This window comes from Chryseobacterium sp. D764, from assembly GCF_019317325.1.
GTDB lineage: Bacteria > Bacteroidota > Bacteroidia > Flavobacteriales > Weeksellaceae > Chryseobacterium.
Genome location: NZ_CP079219.1, coordinates 2,570,003 through 2,586,138 on the forward strand (window position 1 = coordinate 2,570,003; position 16,136 = coordinate 2,586,138).

Here is a 16,136-nt window from a genome sequence, read left to right on the forward strand (position 1 = left end):
GAATTTCTATACAGATTGTCGGAGAATCAAAATAATAACTAACAGAACTTGAATTAAAACGTTCAGATTAAATTATGTATTTAAAATACCCAGTCTATCTACTATTAGGTCTTATAATAGTAAGCTGCCAGAAAAAAGATGAAGTTGTAAAAAGAGATAATGAACCTTATGTTCATATTCTGCAGGGAGAAGATAATGAAATGAATGCAGCCATAGGAAATGCACAGAAGTCATTATACAAATTCAAAGAAGCAATAGAAAGCCACAATCCGGATTATTTCAATTTTGCATTGAAAGAAAGATTTACTACCCCTGATTCTGGTGGCGAACACATCTGGATAAGTGAAGTTCAATATTCTGACCATAAATTCTATGGAATTGTAGATGGAAATCCCATTTCAACAACTGAAGTAAAACTGGGAGATACTATTGAGATCAATTCTCAACAGATCACTGATTGGATGTATATTGATAAAAATATTGTAAAAGGAGCTTATACAACTAAGGTTTTAAGGAAAAGAATGTCACAAAAAGAACGAAAACAAATGGATAAAGAAAGTGGTTTTATTTTTGAAAATGAGTAAAAATATCCCTGCTTTTTAATCTTTAATTCTGTATTTAATTTTATCCACAAAACCTCCCGAAAGCAATATTTAAGGAAAAACGCAAACCCCGCCAGTCCTTATGCTGCAAAAATTTATGAAACGGAATGGATAAACGAAAAAATAAAAGTCAATACTCTGCTAGGTAATCCGAGACGCTTATTAACTTTATATGCCACTCTTTCAAAAACAAATAATATTATCTTTGATTTAGTAGGACAAGATCCCATTGGAGCAAAAGAAACTTATAAAAAAGTAAAAGAAGCAGTAGAAAAAGGAGGTTCAGCAATTGTACTCGATGGATATGATGATATGAAAAACGACTGTACAAAATACGTTGAACTGCAATGGATAAACCTATAAAATCAATAACCAAAGAAAAAATTAAACATGAAATATTGTAAACAGCTAATCTTACTTTTCTTCCTTCTTTCCCTTCTGCCCAATCACTCATTTGCTCAAACAAAAAAAGCATTTAAAATTGATTCTCTAATGAAACGGGCTAATCAAACCGGAAGCTTCAATGGTAATATTTTAGTGGCCAAAAATAATAAAGTCATTTACAAGGGGACTTTCGGTTTTACTGATGTAACAAAAACGAAAAGGCTCACCTCTGATTACAGATTTAATATAGGCTCTATTACAAAAGAATTCAGTGCTGTTGCTTTATTACAACTACAGGAGCAGGGCAAATTAAAGCTGGATGATCATGTTTCCCAATACATTCCGGAGTTACCGAAATGGGCAGATGAAGTCACCATAAAAAACTTATTACAATACACGAGCGGTATTCCCGATGTAAACTGGAAAAAAATTAAAAACGACAAAGACCTTTTTGAAGGGTTACAGCTTGTTGACTCATTAGAGTTCAAGCCAGGTACAAATTACGGTTACAACAATAACAATCTGTTTCTACGTCAGTTTATTATTGAACGGCTAACCGGAATGAGTTTTAAAACCTATGCAGAAAAATTCATTTTTAAGCCCTGCAAAATGACATCTGCTGTAATGACCGTTTTTGAAAATGAAAATAACATAGCCAAAGGATTTAATAATAATCTGGCAGCTGACAAACCAGATTTACTCATCACTGGCGGAACATACTTAACTACTGAAGATTTATTAAAATGGGTAGACTGCCTTCATTCCAGCAAAGTAATTAACGCAAATTCATTGTTTGAGTTGGGAAAGCAATTTAATCTGCCGGAAACGCAATCTGCTTTAGGCCAGGCAAAATTTAAAAACAACAAACTCATTGAACATGTACACGACGGAAGAGCCGGAAGCTATGAAGCACTCTTAGTTTCGGATCTGAATGAAAAGTTTACTATCATTTTATTAGGAAACAATCACAACGGAAAGTTATTTGAAATTTCTGATGCTATAAAAGCCATTTTGAAAAACTAAAAATATCGTCTTCTCTTAGCATAGATCCTGAATGCTTATGTTCTACAAAATAATAATATAGAAACCGTTTTGAAAATCAGAATAGTTTTCTTTTATAAAATCTACCACAAAAGGGTTATTGACAGTTAAGTTAATACTGAGTAATTTTGACTATTCAATGTTTTATTTCCAACATTCAGAAAAAAAATGACTAACCATAAAAACTTGTATTATGTTATCAAATACCGGAACCGTTTCATTCTATCTGTACCTTTTCTTTATTGTGATAGGTTTGCTATCTATTTTTATAGTCTATTATCTGATAAAAAAAGGAACTCTGGACCCTGATAAGCTTGAGAACTTTTTAATCTATTTTAAATGGGTGATCATAACTCTTTCTATCAGTACTGTCACTTTAATTGTAACGGATCTCTTTAAAGAGAGGGATCAGGATATTAAAGAACTTGAGTATTTCGATAAGTATGTAAATGATGTTAAAAATGAAGAACGTCCACTGGTAAGGCTTCAGCTGGCAAAATACCTGTCTATTGTTGCCCCAAGCGGTGAAATGAAAAAATCGTGGACCAATTATTATGATACGATTAAACGGGAGTATAAGGAGTATATAAAAGCACAAACAGATTTGAAAAAAGATTCTGCGATCAAAAATCCAACTCCGGATCAATTGAAACAAAAGGAAGAGAACCAAAGAAAGGTGGATTTATTTGAGACTCCTTTATCCAGTAACACCAATGAGAATAATACGGAATGGTTTATTATAGCAGCCGGAAATACAGATATAGATGGGGCAAATATTAATCTTGAAAAAGCGGTTAAGATTAATCATAATTCAAGTATTATTAAAAAAGGAGGTTCATTCAGAACGGTTCTTATGGGATACCCTTCAAAAGTTGAAGCTGAATCCCAATTACAAAAGGTCAGAAATGAAGTCAATCCGATGTCATATATTGTCCGAAAAGCTACCTGGTGCAATACCATTGAAAAGAGCAGCGAGTGCCTGATCTGCAAATAAAAAATATTGAAATAATTTTTCACATACCGTTCTGCTTTTTACAGAGCGGTTTTGTTTATTTTTATAAGGTAAAACCTCACCCTGAATAGCACCAATGAAAACGAGTATTTTCCCCTCTTTCATTTTTTATCCCTCTTACTTTCTCCTATATTTGTTTCAACAACGATCTGATCAATGATTACGATATAAAACCAAGCAAAATATGGCAACAAAAGAAGAATTCTGGGAAAGAAAAAAGAAATTAAATAATGATTTTTTCGTGATGGGGTCCCTTGCAAACCCGGCAACCGAAGAACAGATTACAAAGTATGAAGAAAGCACTGGTTTTATACTCAGCGAAGATATTAAAGACTTTCTGACGACATTCGGTTCCTTAATTTTTGAAGTTGAAGAAGAAATATGGAAACGTCCCAGCGAATTTGATGTTCTTCCGGCTTGGAAATTCGGATACGGCTTTTTTGTATATGGTCTTTCTCAGGATGAAGAAATGCCTTCGTGGATGAATTTTGCAGAAAAACATGCCGAGGCTCTTGAATATAAAGAAAAACCTCTGGGACAGCTATTTTTCAAACGAAGCGGAAATCTGTACAGAGCCTATACGGACAATGGAATCATAAAAATAGAGTACGACAAATATGACGAGAAAGATTATGAAGTATTTGACGGAAATATTTACGATTTTTTAATCAAAGAAATTGACAAGTTAGAAGAAGATTACAAAGAATATATCAATGAAGGAAAATCCTGACCCGAATATGAAAAAAACATTTGAATTTCTCACCCAGTTACAGAAAAACAACAATCGTGAATGGTTTGCTAAACACAAATCCGAATATGATGGCATTGTAAAAGACAACAAAATTCTTTTCACTCAGATCTATCATGAACTTCAGGAACATGATCAGCTCAAGGGAATCCATATTTTCAGGATTTACAATGACGTTCGCTTTTCCAAAGATAAGGCACCGTACAAAACCAATTTTGGGGTCGGATATTCCCGTTCGAAACCAATGTTAAGAGGTGGATATTATATTCAGATTGAACCGGGTAACAGCTTTGTTGGAGGTGGCTTTTGGGGCCCGGAAGCCAAGGATTTACTCCGTATCCGTAAAGAATTTGAAATCAGCAGTATTGAAATTGAAAAAATTATCTCTGACAAGACCTTCATAAAATATTTTGGAGAGCTCAAAGGTGATTCTGTAAAAACGGCACCACGGGGTTTTGATAAAAATCATCCGGCTATAGATTTAATCAGAAAAAAGCAATTTCTGGTGATGCGGAAGTTTACCGATAAAGAAGTTTTATCTGACAATTTTCAAAAAGAAGCACTGCAAACCTTACTTGCCATGCGTCCTTTTTTCGATTATATGAGTGAAATTCTGACAACAGATTTGAATGGAGAACCCTTGTTCTAAAATTCAGTTATAATATATTTAAAAAAATTAAACCCTTATGAAACCTTTCCCCTATTATATTTTGTGTATTAATCTCAGGATACCATTCATCAAATAAAGCTGAAACGATCAATCCGAAACAGATTCCCTCCCTTACAAATTAGTCGCTGAAAATATTCTGGGAAAAGAAAAACAGTTCCTGGGAGAAAACTGGGAAAACTGCTCCAGTATTTTTCCTCATTATTGTATAGACAGTATTCATATTGAAAACAAAGAACTGTATGTACCTTGGACTTTACCCAACAAAATAGACAAGCCCAACAAAACTGAAGTACAAAAAATTAAGCTGAAGCTTTAAAAACAACAATAACCAGCCATGAAATACTCATTCTTACTTATTTTCGCTTCCTATATATTATTGAGTTGTTCTGAGAATTCTCAGAAAACAAAATTCATGGATTTTCGAAGTTTTGCATTTCAGGCTCCTAAAGATTGGAGCAAACTGAAAATGGATGCTTATGATAGTAACGCTGGAATTATCGTCACAAAAAATAATGATTCGATTTTCTACGATTATGGACCTTATTCCTATTCATTAGAAGAAAATGTCACGATTATTAGCAGAAAAGATGTCAACGAAATTCTAACTGTGAATCCAAAGGCTGATACAACAGAATTTATTATCATTGATAAAAATTCAAATAGAGAAGATTTTGTCAAAAGTAAAATAACCTATAAAAAAATTGATGGCTACAGGGCAAAAATAGTAGAGCCCAAACAAGTGGGAAAAGGAATGACAGGAATTTATATCGACAGCCTCAAGACTGAATCAATAGGAAAAATCAGATTCAATTTATATGGTACAAATCTAGAGAAAGAAAGTCAGATAGAACTTTTACAAGCAATTCAAACATTACAATTCAGAAAATAATATTTGAAGTACATAAAAATCGGACTCTCTTTTTTGTATTTTACATCCAACTAAAAACAATCCATGAAAATAAAAATTGTTCTGCTTCTTCTATTAATCATCAACACTGTAACAGCACAAATCAAAGAGAAAATAACCATTCCGAATGGAGTTATTTATAATTATGCAGATGATAAAATAAATGAAAAGGCAAAAAAATTACTTACTGAAAGTCTTACGAATACAACCAATGATGACCTGTTTGGAAATAATTTAATCATAGGACCCACACTTTGGAAGAGGTTTAAAAATATTGAAAGCTTAAAAAGTATTCCGGATAGTGTAATTTTTCATATTGACGATATAGAAGTAGAGGGAAAAATGTCTAAGAACCTGAAGGACTCCAAAAAGATTTGGGATGAAGTAAAAAAGGAAATTTCCGGGAATTATCAGATACGAAAAGCCAACGAAGATGAATTAAAATATTACTGGTCAACCATTTCATTTGATATTGAAGAACCTTTATTTATTTTGCAGACCGAAAACCATTATTATATTATAAACTTTCTAAAGGAAAAGCTGAAGTTATTCTGGCTGGATGAGTTTCCCAATAAAAACACCTATAACAATCCTATTGACAAAGGAACATACAAAACCGAAGGAACGATCAAAACTTATAAAAATGGAAATGAAGTTTATATTACTGATAAAGGAAACAAAGAAACCAAACTGGAGAAAGTACTATTCTTGACTAGTGATCCGGAATTACAGAAAAATTCTTCTGTTGAAGATCTTCAGTCAGTTTTTGAAAAAACCAATAGAATTTTTGAAAATTTATTTAAGGACTCTAAAAAAGAAGGAAAAATAATGGTTCAATTTGAATTGGGAGAAAAGAAAAACGAAATTCAATTTGCCGTTAAGGATGATCTGGATTTAGAACTCATGAAAGAATTTGAAAAACAGGTTAATAAAGAAAAATATCCACATACAAAGAAAGATACTATAAAGTTTCAGCTGATTTATAAAGTCAATTCTTACAATGATACGGAATAAATTCTCTCCACTTTTTGTAATTTAGCCACAGAAAAACCGATAAAAAACTCATGAAATCTTATATTTTATTTTGTCTTCTTTTTATTTTTAACATCGCTGTCGGGCAGGAAAAAGAATATCAATCTATAAAAAAGGGAGATTTTCCTGAAGGTATTTATATGACGCTGGAAGATGTTCTGAATAAAAAACCGTCTTCCACTGAAGAAGTATATTTCAAAGCCTGTGAAAAATGTGATTCTCTTGATCTGCCGGAAAAGGCTTTTTTCTACTTTAAGCAAAAAAATAAAAGAGTTAAAGTTCCTCTGGCTGTTTCGCATAAAGGAGAAATGTATTTTCAGACTTACAGAAAATATACCAATAAGAAAGACAACGGATATGACCCGGACCAATATTCAAGGTTTTGTAAAGTGATCAACTATGGAAGATTCATTTATTTTGAAGAAAATATGAAAGGCTTATGGTCAAAGGCATTCTTAGGCGCATTAAGTCCTCTCACCTACTCCATCAATGGGAAAACCAAGGGAATTGTTTTAGATTTAGACAACAAAGAATTTAATATTCTGCAAAATTGTGATGATTTGAATGACTTCTTATCCAAACATGATATTCAGGAAATTCAATGTAATTCAGAAACCTATACCATTGCAGATCTGAGAGCTAAAATTGAAGAAATCAATCTGCCGTACCGCTAGGTTTACATTTACAATACATTTAAAACCGTTGTAAGAACGATTTTATTATTATAAAAACCGATGAAAAAAATACTCACTCTACTCATATTATTTCCATTTATTTTTCTGTCAGCTCAGGATAATAATGATAATATATGTAGATACTTATCTGAAGAACTTAAAGAGAAACCTTTAGAATGCATTGATAAGTCGACCATTAAAGAAAATAATGAAGTCTATCAGTTTTTCAAATGGTCTGCATTTCGAGAAAATTATTTACTCAGAATAGAAAAAACAGGACATAAATATATTCTTGTCAAAAAGAAAATATATACAAGTGAATATGATCAGAAAACAGGTGAAAAAATAGATTCAAGATTTAAAATTCTTGTACAGAAAAATTTAACCCAAAAACAATATGTACAATTCATGAAGCTATTGTCTGAAAATCATTTTTGGCTTAACAATAATTATGAAGTTCCTACTACGTGTACAGATGGAAGTGGTATAGTTATTTATGCAGTGAAAAAAAACAGTTTATTAAAAATGAGCAATGGCAACTGTGCTCCTCAAGATGAATATATGAATAATATGTATCAAAAAATCATCGAACTATTTAATGTATAGAAGAATAAAAATATCACGTTGAAAATTTTACAAATAATTGGAATTTTCCTGGTAATCGGAATTCTAAACACCCTTATTTCCGGTGAATATATAAAACTACTGAAACTTCCCAGTGGAGATGTTGCAATGATTTCTATTGGGATTATTACCATATCAGGTATTTCCTTAGCTGTCTCAACAATTCTAATTTCAATCATTAGTATTCAAAAGCAGCTCAGTCTTACAATATCCCTCCTGATCTACCATATTATTTACTTTATAACTGTTACTTATTTTGGATTAGAATGGCCGATTGCAAATTTTTCTTTTACGAATATTGATCTATTTACTATTCTCATTGGATTTACAGTATGGGGATTTACTTTTGCAACTATAAAATTTCTCCAATCAAGAAAAAAACAAACTCCATGAAATTTAAAGTTTTTTTACTAGCCCTTTTATTATTTTCCCTAAAAGTTTTAGCCTGCAAATGTAATGGAGAACCCACTTTAAAATCTTCGTTCGAAAATGCTGACATTGTATTGATTGGTGAAGTATTTGATATCTCAGAAGTACCTTCAGGATTCAAAACTGTCCAAAACATTCTAAGCATAGTCAAAATAAATAAAGTCTACAAATCAAATGACTATGGAGAGTTCTATCAGCAGACTGCTACCCTTTTCGGATCTCCGCTGCATTCCTGTGATGTTCTTTTTACCCAAAAAGGAAAATATCTGATTTTCGCCTATGAGGAAAAAGATACCGGATTGCTCCTCTCCGATCATTGTTTTGTACAAAAAAGATTAGACGAACTTTCTTCTGCAGAACTACAAGAACTGGAATCTCTAAGTTCTCAGTATAAAAAATTATCTGAAAATTCCGATACATCCAATCATGCTGAACTTACAGATTTAATTGTGGATGACTCCAATCAATCCGATAGAAAGGTCAATGAGCAAAAAATAGAAATATCATCACTTAACCAACAAAATAATAAATATAAAGTTATTATTTACATAGCCACTTTTGTGATTATTATGCTTCTGATAGCACTAATTTTGTTACGCAGAAGAACTCGACATTGACATGAATGACAGGAGATTGTTTGTTGTGAAAATCATGTGAAAACCAATTTACCTATATTATTTCAACCAACATAAAATTTTATGAACTCAACTATGAACCAAATTCAACAATATGAAAATTTCTTTCAGGAAAGTAGTCCATATTATCTTGAAAAATTAAATCTTTTTGAAAAAGGAAAAAATTCACCTTTAACTATGCTGCTTTTTTCTTTGGCGTATTCTGGTTTCTCTATAGAAGAATGTATCTGGAAGCCATATTCATTTACTCATTCTGCTTTGTTCAAGGCTGCTTTGAAAAATTTTTCTTAGCCCCAATAATTGGAGTGGAGCAAACCAAACTGGTTGGCTATATTATTACAATTTTCATGCTTATTATTGTAGGTTTTTGGGGAAATCTTCTTTACCTCAACAAAGCAAAGAAAATAATAGAAAAAGCAGAGGAAAAATTTCCGGAATATGAACAGCAAAAAAAATATTTGAGCAAAAAAGGAGGAGCAAGCTTTCTGTACGTAAGTATTTTATTGATTATAATAATTGCCTCAATGGCTTTGAGTTAAATATTTATTTAAGTGTTGAAAATCAAAGAATAATACAAACCTTATTTTTAGTAAAAAAAGCAAAACATTCATATCTTTATCGTTATTTCCAACTCATACCTATCTTAAAAAAATGAAAAAAATAATACTAGACCTTGCCACTACATTAGACGGATTTATTGAAGGACCCAACGGAGAAACCGATTGGTGTATCATGGATGATGATATGGATTTTGATGGATTTCTTTCCAGAATAGACACTATTTTTTAGGAAGGGTAAGCTATGATGCCTGGGGAAATTATCAGCCGGAAGACAATACAGATCCGGAAGAACAAAAAGTTTGGGAAGCAGTTCATTCAAAAAATAAATTTGTCTTTTCCAGTCAAAACAGAGAAGATGAAAATGCTGTTTTTATCAATTCTGATATTGCACAGAAAGTTTCCGAAATAAAAAATCAGGGCGGAAAAGATATCTGGCTGTATGGTGGGGCGAGCCTTATCAAAACATTTATTCAGCTTAACCTTATTGATACCTACAGAATATCCGTTCATCCGATTGCTTTAGGAAAAGGGAAACCTCTTTTTGAAGATTTAAAAGAAAGATTAAATCTAAAATTGATCAAAACCAATATTTTTAAATCCGGTGTGGTACAACTTATTTATGAGGCTTAACCTTAAAACAGTCAAGACATGAATGCTCAGCTTGTAACTATTATGATGTATGTGAAAAATGTGCAGCTGCTCAGGAACTTTTATGTGGAACATTTTAATCTGAAAGTGATTGAGGAAGATTCGATCTGGGTTTTACTTGATGCCGGAGGTGCTCATATCGGACTTCACAAAATCGGAGACCAGTATCTTGAAAAAATTGAAACGGGTCATCTCTTCGATAACAATACCAAATTCGTTTTTGAAATTGACATTGACATAGAATCCGCAAGAAACGAGCTGGTCTCCAAAAACATTCAGATGAGAGAGATCAAAACTTTTGAAAACTACCCTTTTTGGCTCTGTGACGGAACCGATCCTGAAGGAAATGTATTTCAATTAAAGAGCAAAAAATAAAAACTAATTCTACAAAACCATGAAAAAAACAATAGGAATTTTATTCTTCATCTTTTTATCTCATATTGTATCCGGACAAAACATAAACACTATAGAAAAAGAACTGGAACTTTCTTTCCGGAAAATCGGTCACTGGTATGCAGATCAGAACCACAACAGGGATGCTGCAGATTCACTTACGGCAGCTAATAATGAATTTGAAAAGTTATTGCTGAAGCACACATCCAATCCGCAGACTATGAGATATGATTTTAAATCACTCAGAAAAAGTGGTTTACAGGTTTCTTCATCCGAGGATGGAAAACTCAGGATTTATTCATGGGATACATGGAACGGTGGCACAATGCATTTCTTCAAAAATATCTTTCAGTATGAAGCAGATAGCAAAGTATATTCTGAAATAATTGGTGATAACAGTGAAATGAATCCCCAGACATTTTATTATAAAATCAATGATATTATCTCTGAGAATAAGAAATATTATCTCGCTCAAAATATGGCCACATATAGTTCTGCCCTTACAGCTCACAGCATAAAAGTTTTTTCTATTGATAATGGAAAACTCAACAGTGATGCCAGGCTTATTAAAACCCAAACCGGTATCAGAAACCAATTGAGATATGAAATAGATCTTTCGGCAAAATCTAATTGGAATAATGAGATTGAAAATTACAATATTGAGTATGATGGTAAAAACAAAATCATCAGTATCCCACTGATTCTTGACGACTATAAAATTACAGATAAAAAAATCCGCTATCAGTTCAAAGGGAAATACTTTGAAAAAATATAACATGAAAAAGATCATTGCCCTAACCTCTGTTATCTTAATTCTTACCCTTTATAACTATCCTATTTTTGACGACAAAAAAATCACATTTACCATTATTTTTATGTGCTTTATTGTGATCATATTTTCGGTAGCAAAACTGTATTCTTCTGATGAAAAAGAGGATTATGATTCAGTTGAAAAAGAAATGGACAAGCTGCATAATGATGACGGAATTTTTCAATACACAAACGACGGGTTTTACTTTAAACAAAAAAATATTACAGAGTTTATAAAATGGGATGAAATTATTTCAATATATTCTTTCCGTATTCCATCTCCATTCAGTGAAAGAAAACAATCCGGGCTGGAAATTATTACCGAAAGAAAAAGCTATGAATTCGATTATAATGTAACCCCAGGAATCGTAAGGCTTACCGATCAACTTTACAGCTATCTTCCGGACTGGGAAGAAGATTCACCCATGGAGATAAATAATTTTGGGCTTAAGAAGACAAAGTTGTATGAAAGAAAACCTTTACAGTAATCGATCAGACATGCCAGTCATCCTTGAAATTAAAAACAAAACCAATTGGCTGGTCGCCTTTGTAACAAGTGTAGGCTTACTCATTTTGTTTTGTATAATTCTTATCATCGTCTCTATTGGATTTCTTCAACCTGCAGGTTTCATCTCTTTCGTGCTTCCTTTTGCTGCTTTCTTTATTTTTATTCTGTATATCTGGTTATGGAATAATTTCGGAAAAACAGTACTTACCATTGACGATGGAAACCTGACAGTACAATATAAAAACAAATTATTCACAAGTCCTAAAACTTATCTGAAAGAAGAAATAGATCATATTGAAACGAAAAATTTTGAAGTAGAAAGACATCAATTGGGTGTCCGTTACCATTTTTCAATAAGTGGTTCAACGTATTCTGTAATTCTTATACAAAAAGACAGCGAAATAAGAATCGTAGACTGGATCACGAAAGATAAGGCAGATGAAATTGCAGGTGAATTAAAAAAAATGTGGTATTAAAATGTATAATCAAACCCGAAGAAATAAAAATATTGGAACTAAAAAACAAGGTTATGGTCAGGATAATAAATTGACTATTTCTTCACCTTATGGTAATTTGAAATCTTTTTACGAAAAACTTACTGATTACCAAAAAGAAACCCGAATCATCAACAATCATGAATTTACATTTGTGGTTGAAAAAACTCGTGAAAATTCAATCCATCCTTGTTCAGTAAATGATATTCAAAGAATTATAGAACAAATTCCGGTCAAAGATTATGGAGAATTAAAGTTTATTATTCTACGGCAGCCCAAACGAAAAGAAGAAATTCTTTCACCCGTTTGGGGAAGATTAATCTACAGTTTTGATTTCGAGGGCGAATATTATCCAGCCATTATCCTGGATGCAATCGATACAGAAAAGCAATTATCATGGTCTAAAAAGCAAACAATTGAAGATAAGCAGGAGTTCGAAAGATTAAAAGCAGATGGACATATTTTCACTGAAACGAAAAGAAACTTTATTGTAGAACTCATACCTGAAACGGCTAGAAACACTCAACTTTATAGAACCCTACCTCATGAGTTCGGGCATTACGTTCATTATTTAGATGTTGTTGAGAGACCTGGGAATAATGATGATGATATAGATTATGATACCTGGGAGAAGAGAATAGATTTTTATTTTCGGATTTCAAAAAGTGAAAAAGAAAAATTTGCACATACTTATGCTGAGAAATTTAAAAATAAACTTATTGATGAAAATCAAATTCCTTTTGAATCCGTAGATACAGAAAATAGCAAATAAATTTTTAAGTGTTTTTTATCAAAAATATTTCGATTACCCCATGTAACATTATCACACTTAAAAGTGTCTTATTTAAAAAATTACATGAAGTCTATTTTAACCTGCATTATTTTCTTGCTTGCAACCAGTCATCTTTTTTCTCAGAAATCCAAAAAACTGGAACAGTTATTCTCAACGTATGAAAAGGCCGACTTGTTCAGCGGTTCTGTTCTGATTGCTGAAAAAGGAAAGATTATTTTTGAAAAAAGTTACGGCTATAGAAATGCGCCTAAAAAACTGAAAAACACCAATAACAGCCTTTACCGGGTTTTCTCTACCACAAAAATGTTCACTGCAACAGTTATTTTTCAGCTGGAAGAACAGGGAAAATTATCTTTGAATGACAAACTTTCAAAATATTATCCTGATTTTCCAAAAGGAGACAGCATCACTTTGGCCCATCTGCTTTCTCATACCTCAGGAATTCCCAATGATACCAATTCTGAGTATACTATAGATGAAGAAACATTTTTAAAATATATTTCCGCAAAACCACTAAATTTTTCACCTGGTAAAGATTGGGATTACTCCAATTCCGGATATTATATTCTCAGTTATATTATAAAAAAAGTGACTGGTCTGAATTATGATAAAGTTATAGAAAACAATATCCTCAAACCTCTGAAAATGGATCATAGTGGATTCAATTTCAATACTGTTACTGATGAAAATAAAGCATTTGGCTATGAGTTTTTATCTGATAACATGTCAAACGAGGCATTACGTTTCAAAACAGATCATCCTTTTGGAGCAGGGGCCATGTATTCTACTGTAGAAGATCTTTTTAAGTTCAATGAAGCGCTGAAGAATTACACGCTCCTGAAAAAAGAAACAATAGATAAAGCTTTTACTCCTTATCTTAAGGATCATTATGGATTAGGCTTTCAGATTTCGACTGTTTTTGACAAAAAACGGGTAGGTCATGATGGCGGCGGGCCAGGTTACAGAAGCAGATATTACAGAATTTTGGAAGATGATATTTGTGTGATTGTAATTTCAAATTCAGAATTATCACACACCGATTTTATTTTTCCTCTGGTAGAAAAAATACTGTACAATAAGCCTTATACCATTCCAGCCATTGCAAAAGTGAGTGTGGAGGATTTAAAAAAACTGGAAGGAGTTTATTACACTGAAAATTCAAATTTTTATATAAACAGCGCTGATGGATTTCTGGTTTTCAAAGAAGGCAGTTATCCTAGAAATGCCTTATTGCCAAAAAGCAAAACATCATTTCAACTGGATGATAAATTTACCTGTACATTTAAACCTGATCAAAACGGAAAAATAGATGCTGTTGTCATTCAGTTTTGGGATGGAACGATGAAAACAGCTAAAAAAAATACACAAAACCTTACCTGGGGAATCATAGGAAATGCAACTCCTAATGGTTGGGATGGAAAAGATATCCCACTACAGACAAATCCCAAAACCCCGAATATTTATTTTCTGAAAAACTATAAACTGAATAAAGGCGATTTAAAATTCAGATTTAATAATGACTGGGGATACAGCCTCGGACTGAATAATGATAATAAAAGTCTTGCCTTTGATGCATATGCCTTCCCAATCAATGAAGACGGATTTTATGATATTGTTCTCGACATGACCAATACTGTAAAACCACAATTCAGTATTAAAAAATCAGTTCAATAAAACAGGTATTTATATAGTAAAAAATACATATTTTTCAACCGCACTGTTCCGAGTGCGGTTTTTATTTTGAATATCCGTTGATATTTTTTATTATTTTTATCTCACACAAAATCAAACCACAAAATATAATCTATGCCTCATTTTATTATAGATTGTTCACAGGAAATTCTTCAGCTGAGAACGCCTGAAGAAATAATGGATGCCTTATATGAAGCGGCTGATGCAACGGGTTTGTTTGCTCCCAATGATATAAAAGTCAGACTTCAGCCCTATCAATATTATAAATTAGGCATTTATAAGAAAAACTTCCTGCATGTCTTCGGATACATTATGGAAGGCCGTACTACAGAACAAAAAGCTCATCTTTCCAGACAGATCTGCAACAAACTTTCTGAATTGCTGGCTGACATTTCCTTTCTTTCTGTAAATATCAATGATTTTGAAGTCGCAACATACAGCAACAAGGCACTCATTAATCCTGAGAATATAAATAACGACCGGCATTTCGGACTCTGATGTCTTTCTTTTTTAAACCAACACCAACTAAATACTAATATTATGAGCTTAAAAGCATTAGTCAACAAAAGCGTACAGTACAATAATTGGGTAGTCAACAAATATATTGACTGGTTATCCACAAAATCTGACGAACAGCTTAATCAGGAAACAATTTCAAGTTTTCCGACTATCTTAAAAACATTACACCATATCTGGCAGACCCAGGAATACTGGTGGAGTCACATTTCTGAAAAAAATGATTTTGATTTTACTAAAACTACAGAAACTACCAACAAAGAAGATGTTTTCAATGCTATTAAAAACAATTCACAAAAGCTGGTAGACTATGTGGAAAGTCTCTCTGAAGACGATCTTTCAAAGAATGTGAAGATAGAATCTCAATGGTTTCAGTGTGATTTTTCAAAATATGAATATATTCAGCACGCCATTCTTCACGGGACTTATCACAGAGGGCAAATCGTAACGATGGGACGAAATATCGGAATAACAGACGCTCCTATGACAGATTTCAACTTCTGGAATATTTATAAGGATAAGCAGTAATATTATCCGTTTTGTGGATAAGTCTGATAAAGAATTTCAGAACCCCAGCACAAACCTAATTAAACTACTGATTTTAAATATTTTAAATTAAAAACAACCAGTTATCCACATCTTGAAAAATTTGTGGATAACTTTTTATGCTTCAATATACTTCTGTGGATAAACTATGGATAAGTTTTTCACCCATTGAAACAAAACCTCATAAACATATTAAATTCAATTACTTATATCATATATTAATTTACTGTAAATTTCCACAATATAAAATCATGTGGATAAGTTTTATGGATAACTTACGTACATTTTTTTAACCTTATTATTCAGCAATTATTAGCCCACATTATTTAAAACTAACGCTTGAGGTTATCCACAAAAATAAATTACTCTAATAATCAGGATGGTTTTTTATCCTCTCAGAATCATTAGATTTTTTGTA

General features: G+C 32.3%; 21 protein-coding genes and 1 pseudogene. All 22 read left to right on the forward strand.

Going from position 1 to position 16,136, the window contains the following annotated elements:
* The first annotated feature begins 74 nt into the window (after positions 1-74).
* The 22 genes and pseudogenes from KYG33_RS11565 to KYG33_RS11665 all read left to right on the forward strand — a co-directional run bounded on the left by KYG33_RS11565 (position 75) and on the right by KYG33_RS11665 (position 15,700).
* Positions 75-584: a DUF2314 domain-containing protein gene (locus KYG33_RS11565; RefSeq protein ID WP_219071785.1), complete on the forward strand. Its 510-nt coding sequence runs from the start codon at positions 75-77 to the stop codon at positions 582-584.
* A 510-nt stretch (positions 585-1,094) separates the two neighbouring features.
* Positions 1,095-2,009 carry a serine hydrolase domain-containing protein gene (locus tag KYG33_RS11570; protein ID WP_257468763.1) on the forward strand — a complete coding sequence of 305 codons (915 nt, stop codon included), beginning with the start codon at positions 1,095-1,097 and terminating at the stop codon, positions 2,007-2,009.
* A gap of 211 nt (positions 2,010-2,220) precedes the next feature.
* Positions 2,221-3,021 (forward strand): hypothetical protein, encoded by an 801-nt coding sequence (locus KYG33_RS11575; RefSeq protein WP_077418944.1) that lies wholly within the window; start codon positions 2,221-2,223, stop codon positions 3,019-3,021.
* A gap of 202 nt (positions 3,022-3,223) precedes the next feature.
* The gene (locus KYG33_RS11580; protein WP_219071787.1) at positions 3,224-3,769 is read left to right on the forward strand and encodes a hypothetical protein; all 546 of its coding nucleotides are present in this window, start codon (positions 3,224-3,226) and stop codon (positions 3,767-3,769) included.
* Between the two features lie 7 nt (positions 3,770-3,776).
* Positions 3,777-4,436 carry a DUF2461 domain-containing protein gene (locus tag KYG33_RS11585; RefSeq protein WP_139348590.1) on the forward strand — a complete coding sequence of 220 codons (660 nt, stop codon included), beginning with the start codon at positions 3,777-3,779 and terminating at the stop codon, positions 4,434-4,436.
* 433 nt (positions 4,437-4,869) lie between these two features.
* On the forward strand, positions 4,870-5,346 hold the full coding sequence (locus KYG33_RS11590; protein ID WP_219071788.1) for a hypothetical protein: 477 nt from the start codon (positions 4,870-4,872) through the stop codon (positions 5,344-5,346).
* Positions 5,347-5,409: 63 nt separating this feature from the next.
* A complete protein-coding gene (locus tag KYG33_RS11595) occupies positions 5,410-6,378 on the forward strand; it encodes a DUF4809 family protein (protein ID WP_219071789.1) in 969 nt (322 codons plus the stop codon).
* Between the two features lie 50 nt (positions 6,379-6,428).
* Entirely contained in the window at positions 6,429-7,070 is a 642-nt protein-coding gene (locus KYG33_RS11600; protein WP_077418939.1) for a hypothetical protein, read from the forward strand.
* Between the two features lie 60 nt (positions 7,071-7,130).
* Entirely contained in the window at positions 7,131-7,676 is a 546-nt protein-coding gene (locus KYG33_RS11605) for a hypothetical protein (protein WP_219071790.1), read from the forward strand.
* A gap of 18 nt (positions 7,677-7,694) precedes the next feature.
* A complete protein-coding gene (locus tag KYG33_RS11610) occupies positions 7,695-8,087 on the forward strand; it encodes a hypothetical protein (protein ID WP_219071791.1) in 393 nt (130 codons plus the stop codon).
* On the forward strand, positions 8,084-8,740 hold the full coding sequence (locus KYG33_RS11615) for a hypothetical protein (RefSeq protein ID WP_219071792.1): 657 nt from the start codon (positions 8,084-8,086) through the stop codon (positions 8,738-8,740). Before KYG33_RS11610 ends, KYG33_RS11615 begins: the two co-directional genes overlap by 4 nt.
* 236 nt (positions 8,741-8,976) lie before the next feature.
* Positions 8,977-9,297, forward strand: a pseudogene (locus KYG33_RS11620) (hypothetical protein); the annotation flags it as partial.
* Between the two features lie 112 nt (positions 9,298-9,409).
* Positions 9,410-9,547, forward strand: coding sequence for a hypothetical protein (locus tag KYG33_RS22500; RefSeq protein ID WP_257468765.1), 138 nt, complete (start codon positions 9,410-9,412; stop codon positions 9,545-9,547).
* Positions 9,517-9,948 carry a dihydrofolate reductase family protein gene (locus KYG33_RS11625; RefSeq protein ID WP_257469007.1) on the forward strand — a complete coding sequence of 144 codons (432 nt, stop codon included), beginning with the start codon at positions 9,517-9,519 and terminating at the stop codon, positions 9,946-9,948. Before KYG33_RS22500 ends, KYG33_RS11625 begins: the two co-directional genes overlap by 31 nt.
* Positions 9,949-9,966: 18 nt before the next feature.
* Positions 9,967-10,341 (forward strand): VOC family protein, encoded by a 375-nt coding sequence (locus KYG33_RS11630; RefSeq protein WP_180564611.1) that lies wholly within the window; start codon positions 9,967-9,969, stop codon positions 10,339-10,341.
* A gap of 19 nt (positions 10,342-10,360) precedes the next feature.
* The gene (locus tag KYG33_RS11635) at positions 10,361-11,134 is read left to right on the forward strand and encodes a hypothetical protein (protein ID WP_180564612.1); all 774 of its coding nucleotides are present in this window, start codon (positions 10,361-10,363) and stop codon (positions 11,132-11,134) included.
* A gap of 1 nt (position 11,135) precedes the next feature.
* On the forward strand, positions 11,136-11,657 hold the full coding sequence (locus KYG33_RS11640) for a hypothetical protein (RefSeq protein WP_077418934.1): 522 nt from the start codon (positions 11,136-11,138) through the stop codon (positions 11,655-11,657).
* 10 nt (positions 11,658-11,667) lie between these two features.
* Entirely contained in the window at positions 11,668-12,153 is a 486-nt protein-coding gene (locus tag KYG33_RS11645; RefSeq protein ID WP_219071793.1) for a hypothetical protein, read from the forward strand.
* A gap of 1 nt (position 12,154) precedes the next feature.
* A complete protein-coding gene (locus tag KYG33_RS11650) occupies positions 12,155-12,943 on the forward strand; it encodes a hypothetical protein (protein ID WP_077418932.1) in 789 nt (262 codons plus the stop codon).
* Positions 12,944-13,027: 84 nt separating this feature from the next.
* Positions 13,028-14,638 (forward strand): serine hydrolase, encoded by a 1,611-nt coding sequence (locus KYG33_RS11655; RefSeq protein ID WP_219071794.1) that lies wholly within the window; start codon positions 13,028-13,030, stop codon positions 14,636-14,638.
* 132 nt (positions 14,639-14,770) lie between these two features.
* Positions 14,771-15,154, forward strand: a complete 384-nt coding sequence (locus KYG33_RS11660; RefSeq protein WP_219071795.1) for a 5-carboxymethyl-2-hydroxymuconate Delta-isomerase — start codon at positions 14,771-14,773, stop codon at positions 15,152-15,154.
* Between the two features lie 42 nt (positions 15,155-15,196).
* The gene (locus tag KYG33_RS11665; protein ID WP_077418929.1) at positions 15,197-15,700 is read left to right on the forward strand and encodes a DinB family protein; all 504 of its coding nucleotides are present in this window, start codon (positions 15,197-15,199) and stop codon (positions 15,698-15,700) included.
* The last annotated feature ends 436 nt before the right edge of the window (positions 15,701-16,136 follow it).

Excerpts from the sequence above, each read along its gene's own strand:
- KYG33_RS11565 (WP_219071785.1), top strand. The coding sequence starts at position 75 with ATGTATTTAAAATACCCAGTCTATCTACTATTAGGTCTTATAATAGTA.
- KYG33_RS11570 (WP_257468763.1), top strand. The coding sequence starts at position 1,095 with ATGAAACGGGCTAATCAAACCGGAAGCTTCAATGGTAATATTTTAGTG.
- KYG33_RS11575 (WP_077418944.1), top strand. The coding sequence starts at position 2,221 with ATGTTATCAAATACCGGAACCGTTTCATTCTATCTGTACCTTTTCTTT.
- KYG33_RS11580 (WP_219071787.1), top strand. The coding sequence starts at position 3,224 with ATGGCAACAAAAGAAGAATTCTGGGAAAGAAAAAAGAAATTAAATAAT.
- KYG33_RS11585 (WP_139348590.1), top strand. The coding sequence starts at position 3,777 with ATGAAAAAAACATTTGAATTTCTCACCCAGTTACAGAAAAACAACAAT.
- KYG33_RS11590 (WP_219071788.1), top strand. The coding sequence starts at position 4,870 with ATGGATTTTCGAAGTTTTGCATTTCAGGCTCCTAAAGATTGGAGCAAA.
- KYG33_RS11595 (WP_219071789.1), top strand. The coding sequence starts at position 5,410 with ATGAAAATAAAAATTGTTCTGCTTCTTCTATTAATCATCAACACTGTA.
- KYG33_RS11600 (WP_077418939.1), top strand. The coding sequence starts at position 6,429 with ATGAAATCTTATATTTTATTTTGTCTTCTTTTTATTTTTAACATCGCT.
- KYG33_RS11605 (WP_219071790.1), top strand. The coding sequence starts at position 7,131 with ATGAAAAAAATACTCACTCTACTCATATTATTTCCATTTATTTTTCTG.
- KYG33_RS11615 (WP_219071792.1), top strand. The coding sequence starts at position 8,084 with ATGAAATTTAAAGTTTTTTTACTAGCCCTTTTATTATTTTCCCTAAAA.
- KYG33_RS22500 (WP_257468765.1), top strand. The coding sequence starts at position 9,410 with ATGAAAAAAATAATACTAGACCTTGCCACTACATTAGACGGATTTATT.
- KYG33_RS11630 (WP_180564611.1), top strand. The coding sequence starts at position 9,967 with ATGAATGCTCAGCTTGTAACTATTATGATGTATGTGAAAAATGTGCAG.
- KYG33_RS11635 (WP_180564612.1), top strand. The coding sequence starts at position 10,361 with ATGAAAAAAACAATAGGAATTTTATTCTTCATCTTTTTATCTCATATT.
- KYG33_RS11640 (WP_077418934.1), top strand. The coding sequence starts at position 11,136 with ATGAAAAAGATCATTGCCCTAACCTCTGTTATCTTAATTCTTACCCTT.
- KYG33_RS11645 (WP_219071793.1), top strand. The coding sequence starts at position 11,668 with ATGCCAGTCATCCTTGAAATTAAAAACAAAACCAATTGGCTGGTCGCC.
- KYG33_RS11650 (WP_077418932.1), top strand. The coding sequence starts at position 12,155 with ATGTATAATCAAACCCGAAGAAATAAAAATATTGGAACTAAAAAACAA.
- KYG33_RS11655 (WP_219071794.1), top strand. The coding sequence starts at position 13,028 with ATGAAGTCTATTTTAACCTGCATTATTTTCTTGCTTGCAACCAGTCAT.
- KYG33_RS11660 (WP_219071795.1), top strand. The coding sequence starts at position 14,771 with ATGCCTCATTTTATTATAGATTGTTCACAGGAAATTCTTCAGCTGAGA.
- KYG33_RS11665 (WP_077418929.1), top strand. The coding sequence starts at position 15,197 with ATGAGCTTAAAAGCATTAGTCAACAAAAGCGTACAGTACAATAATTGG.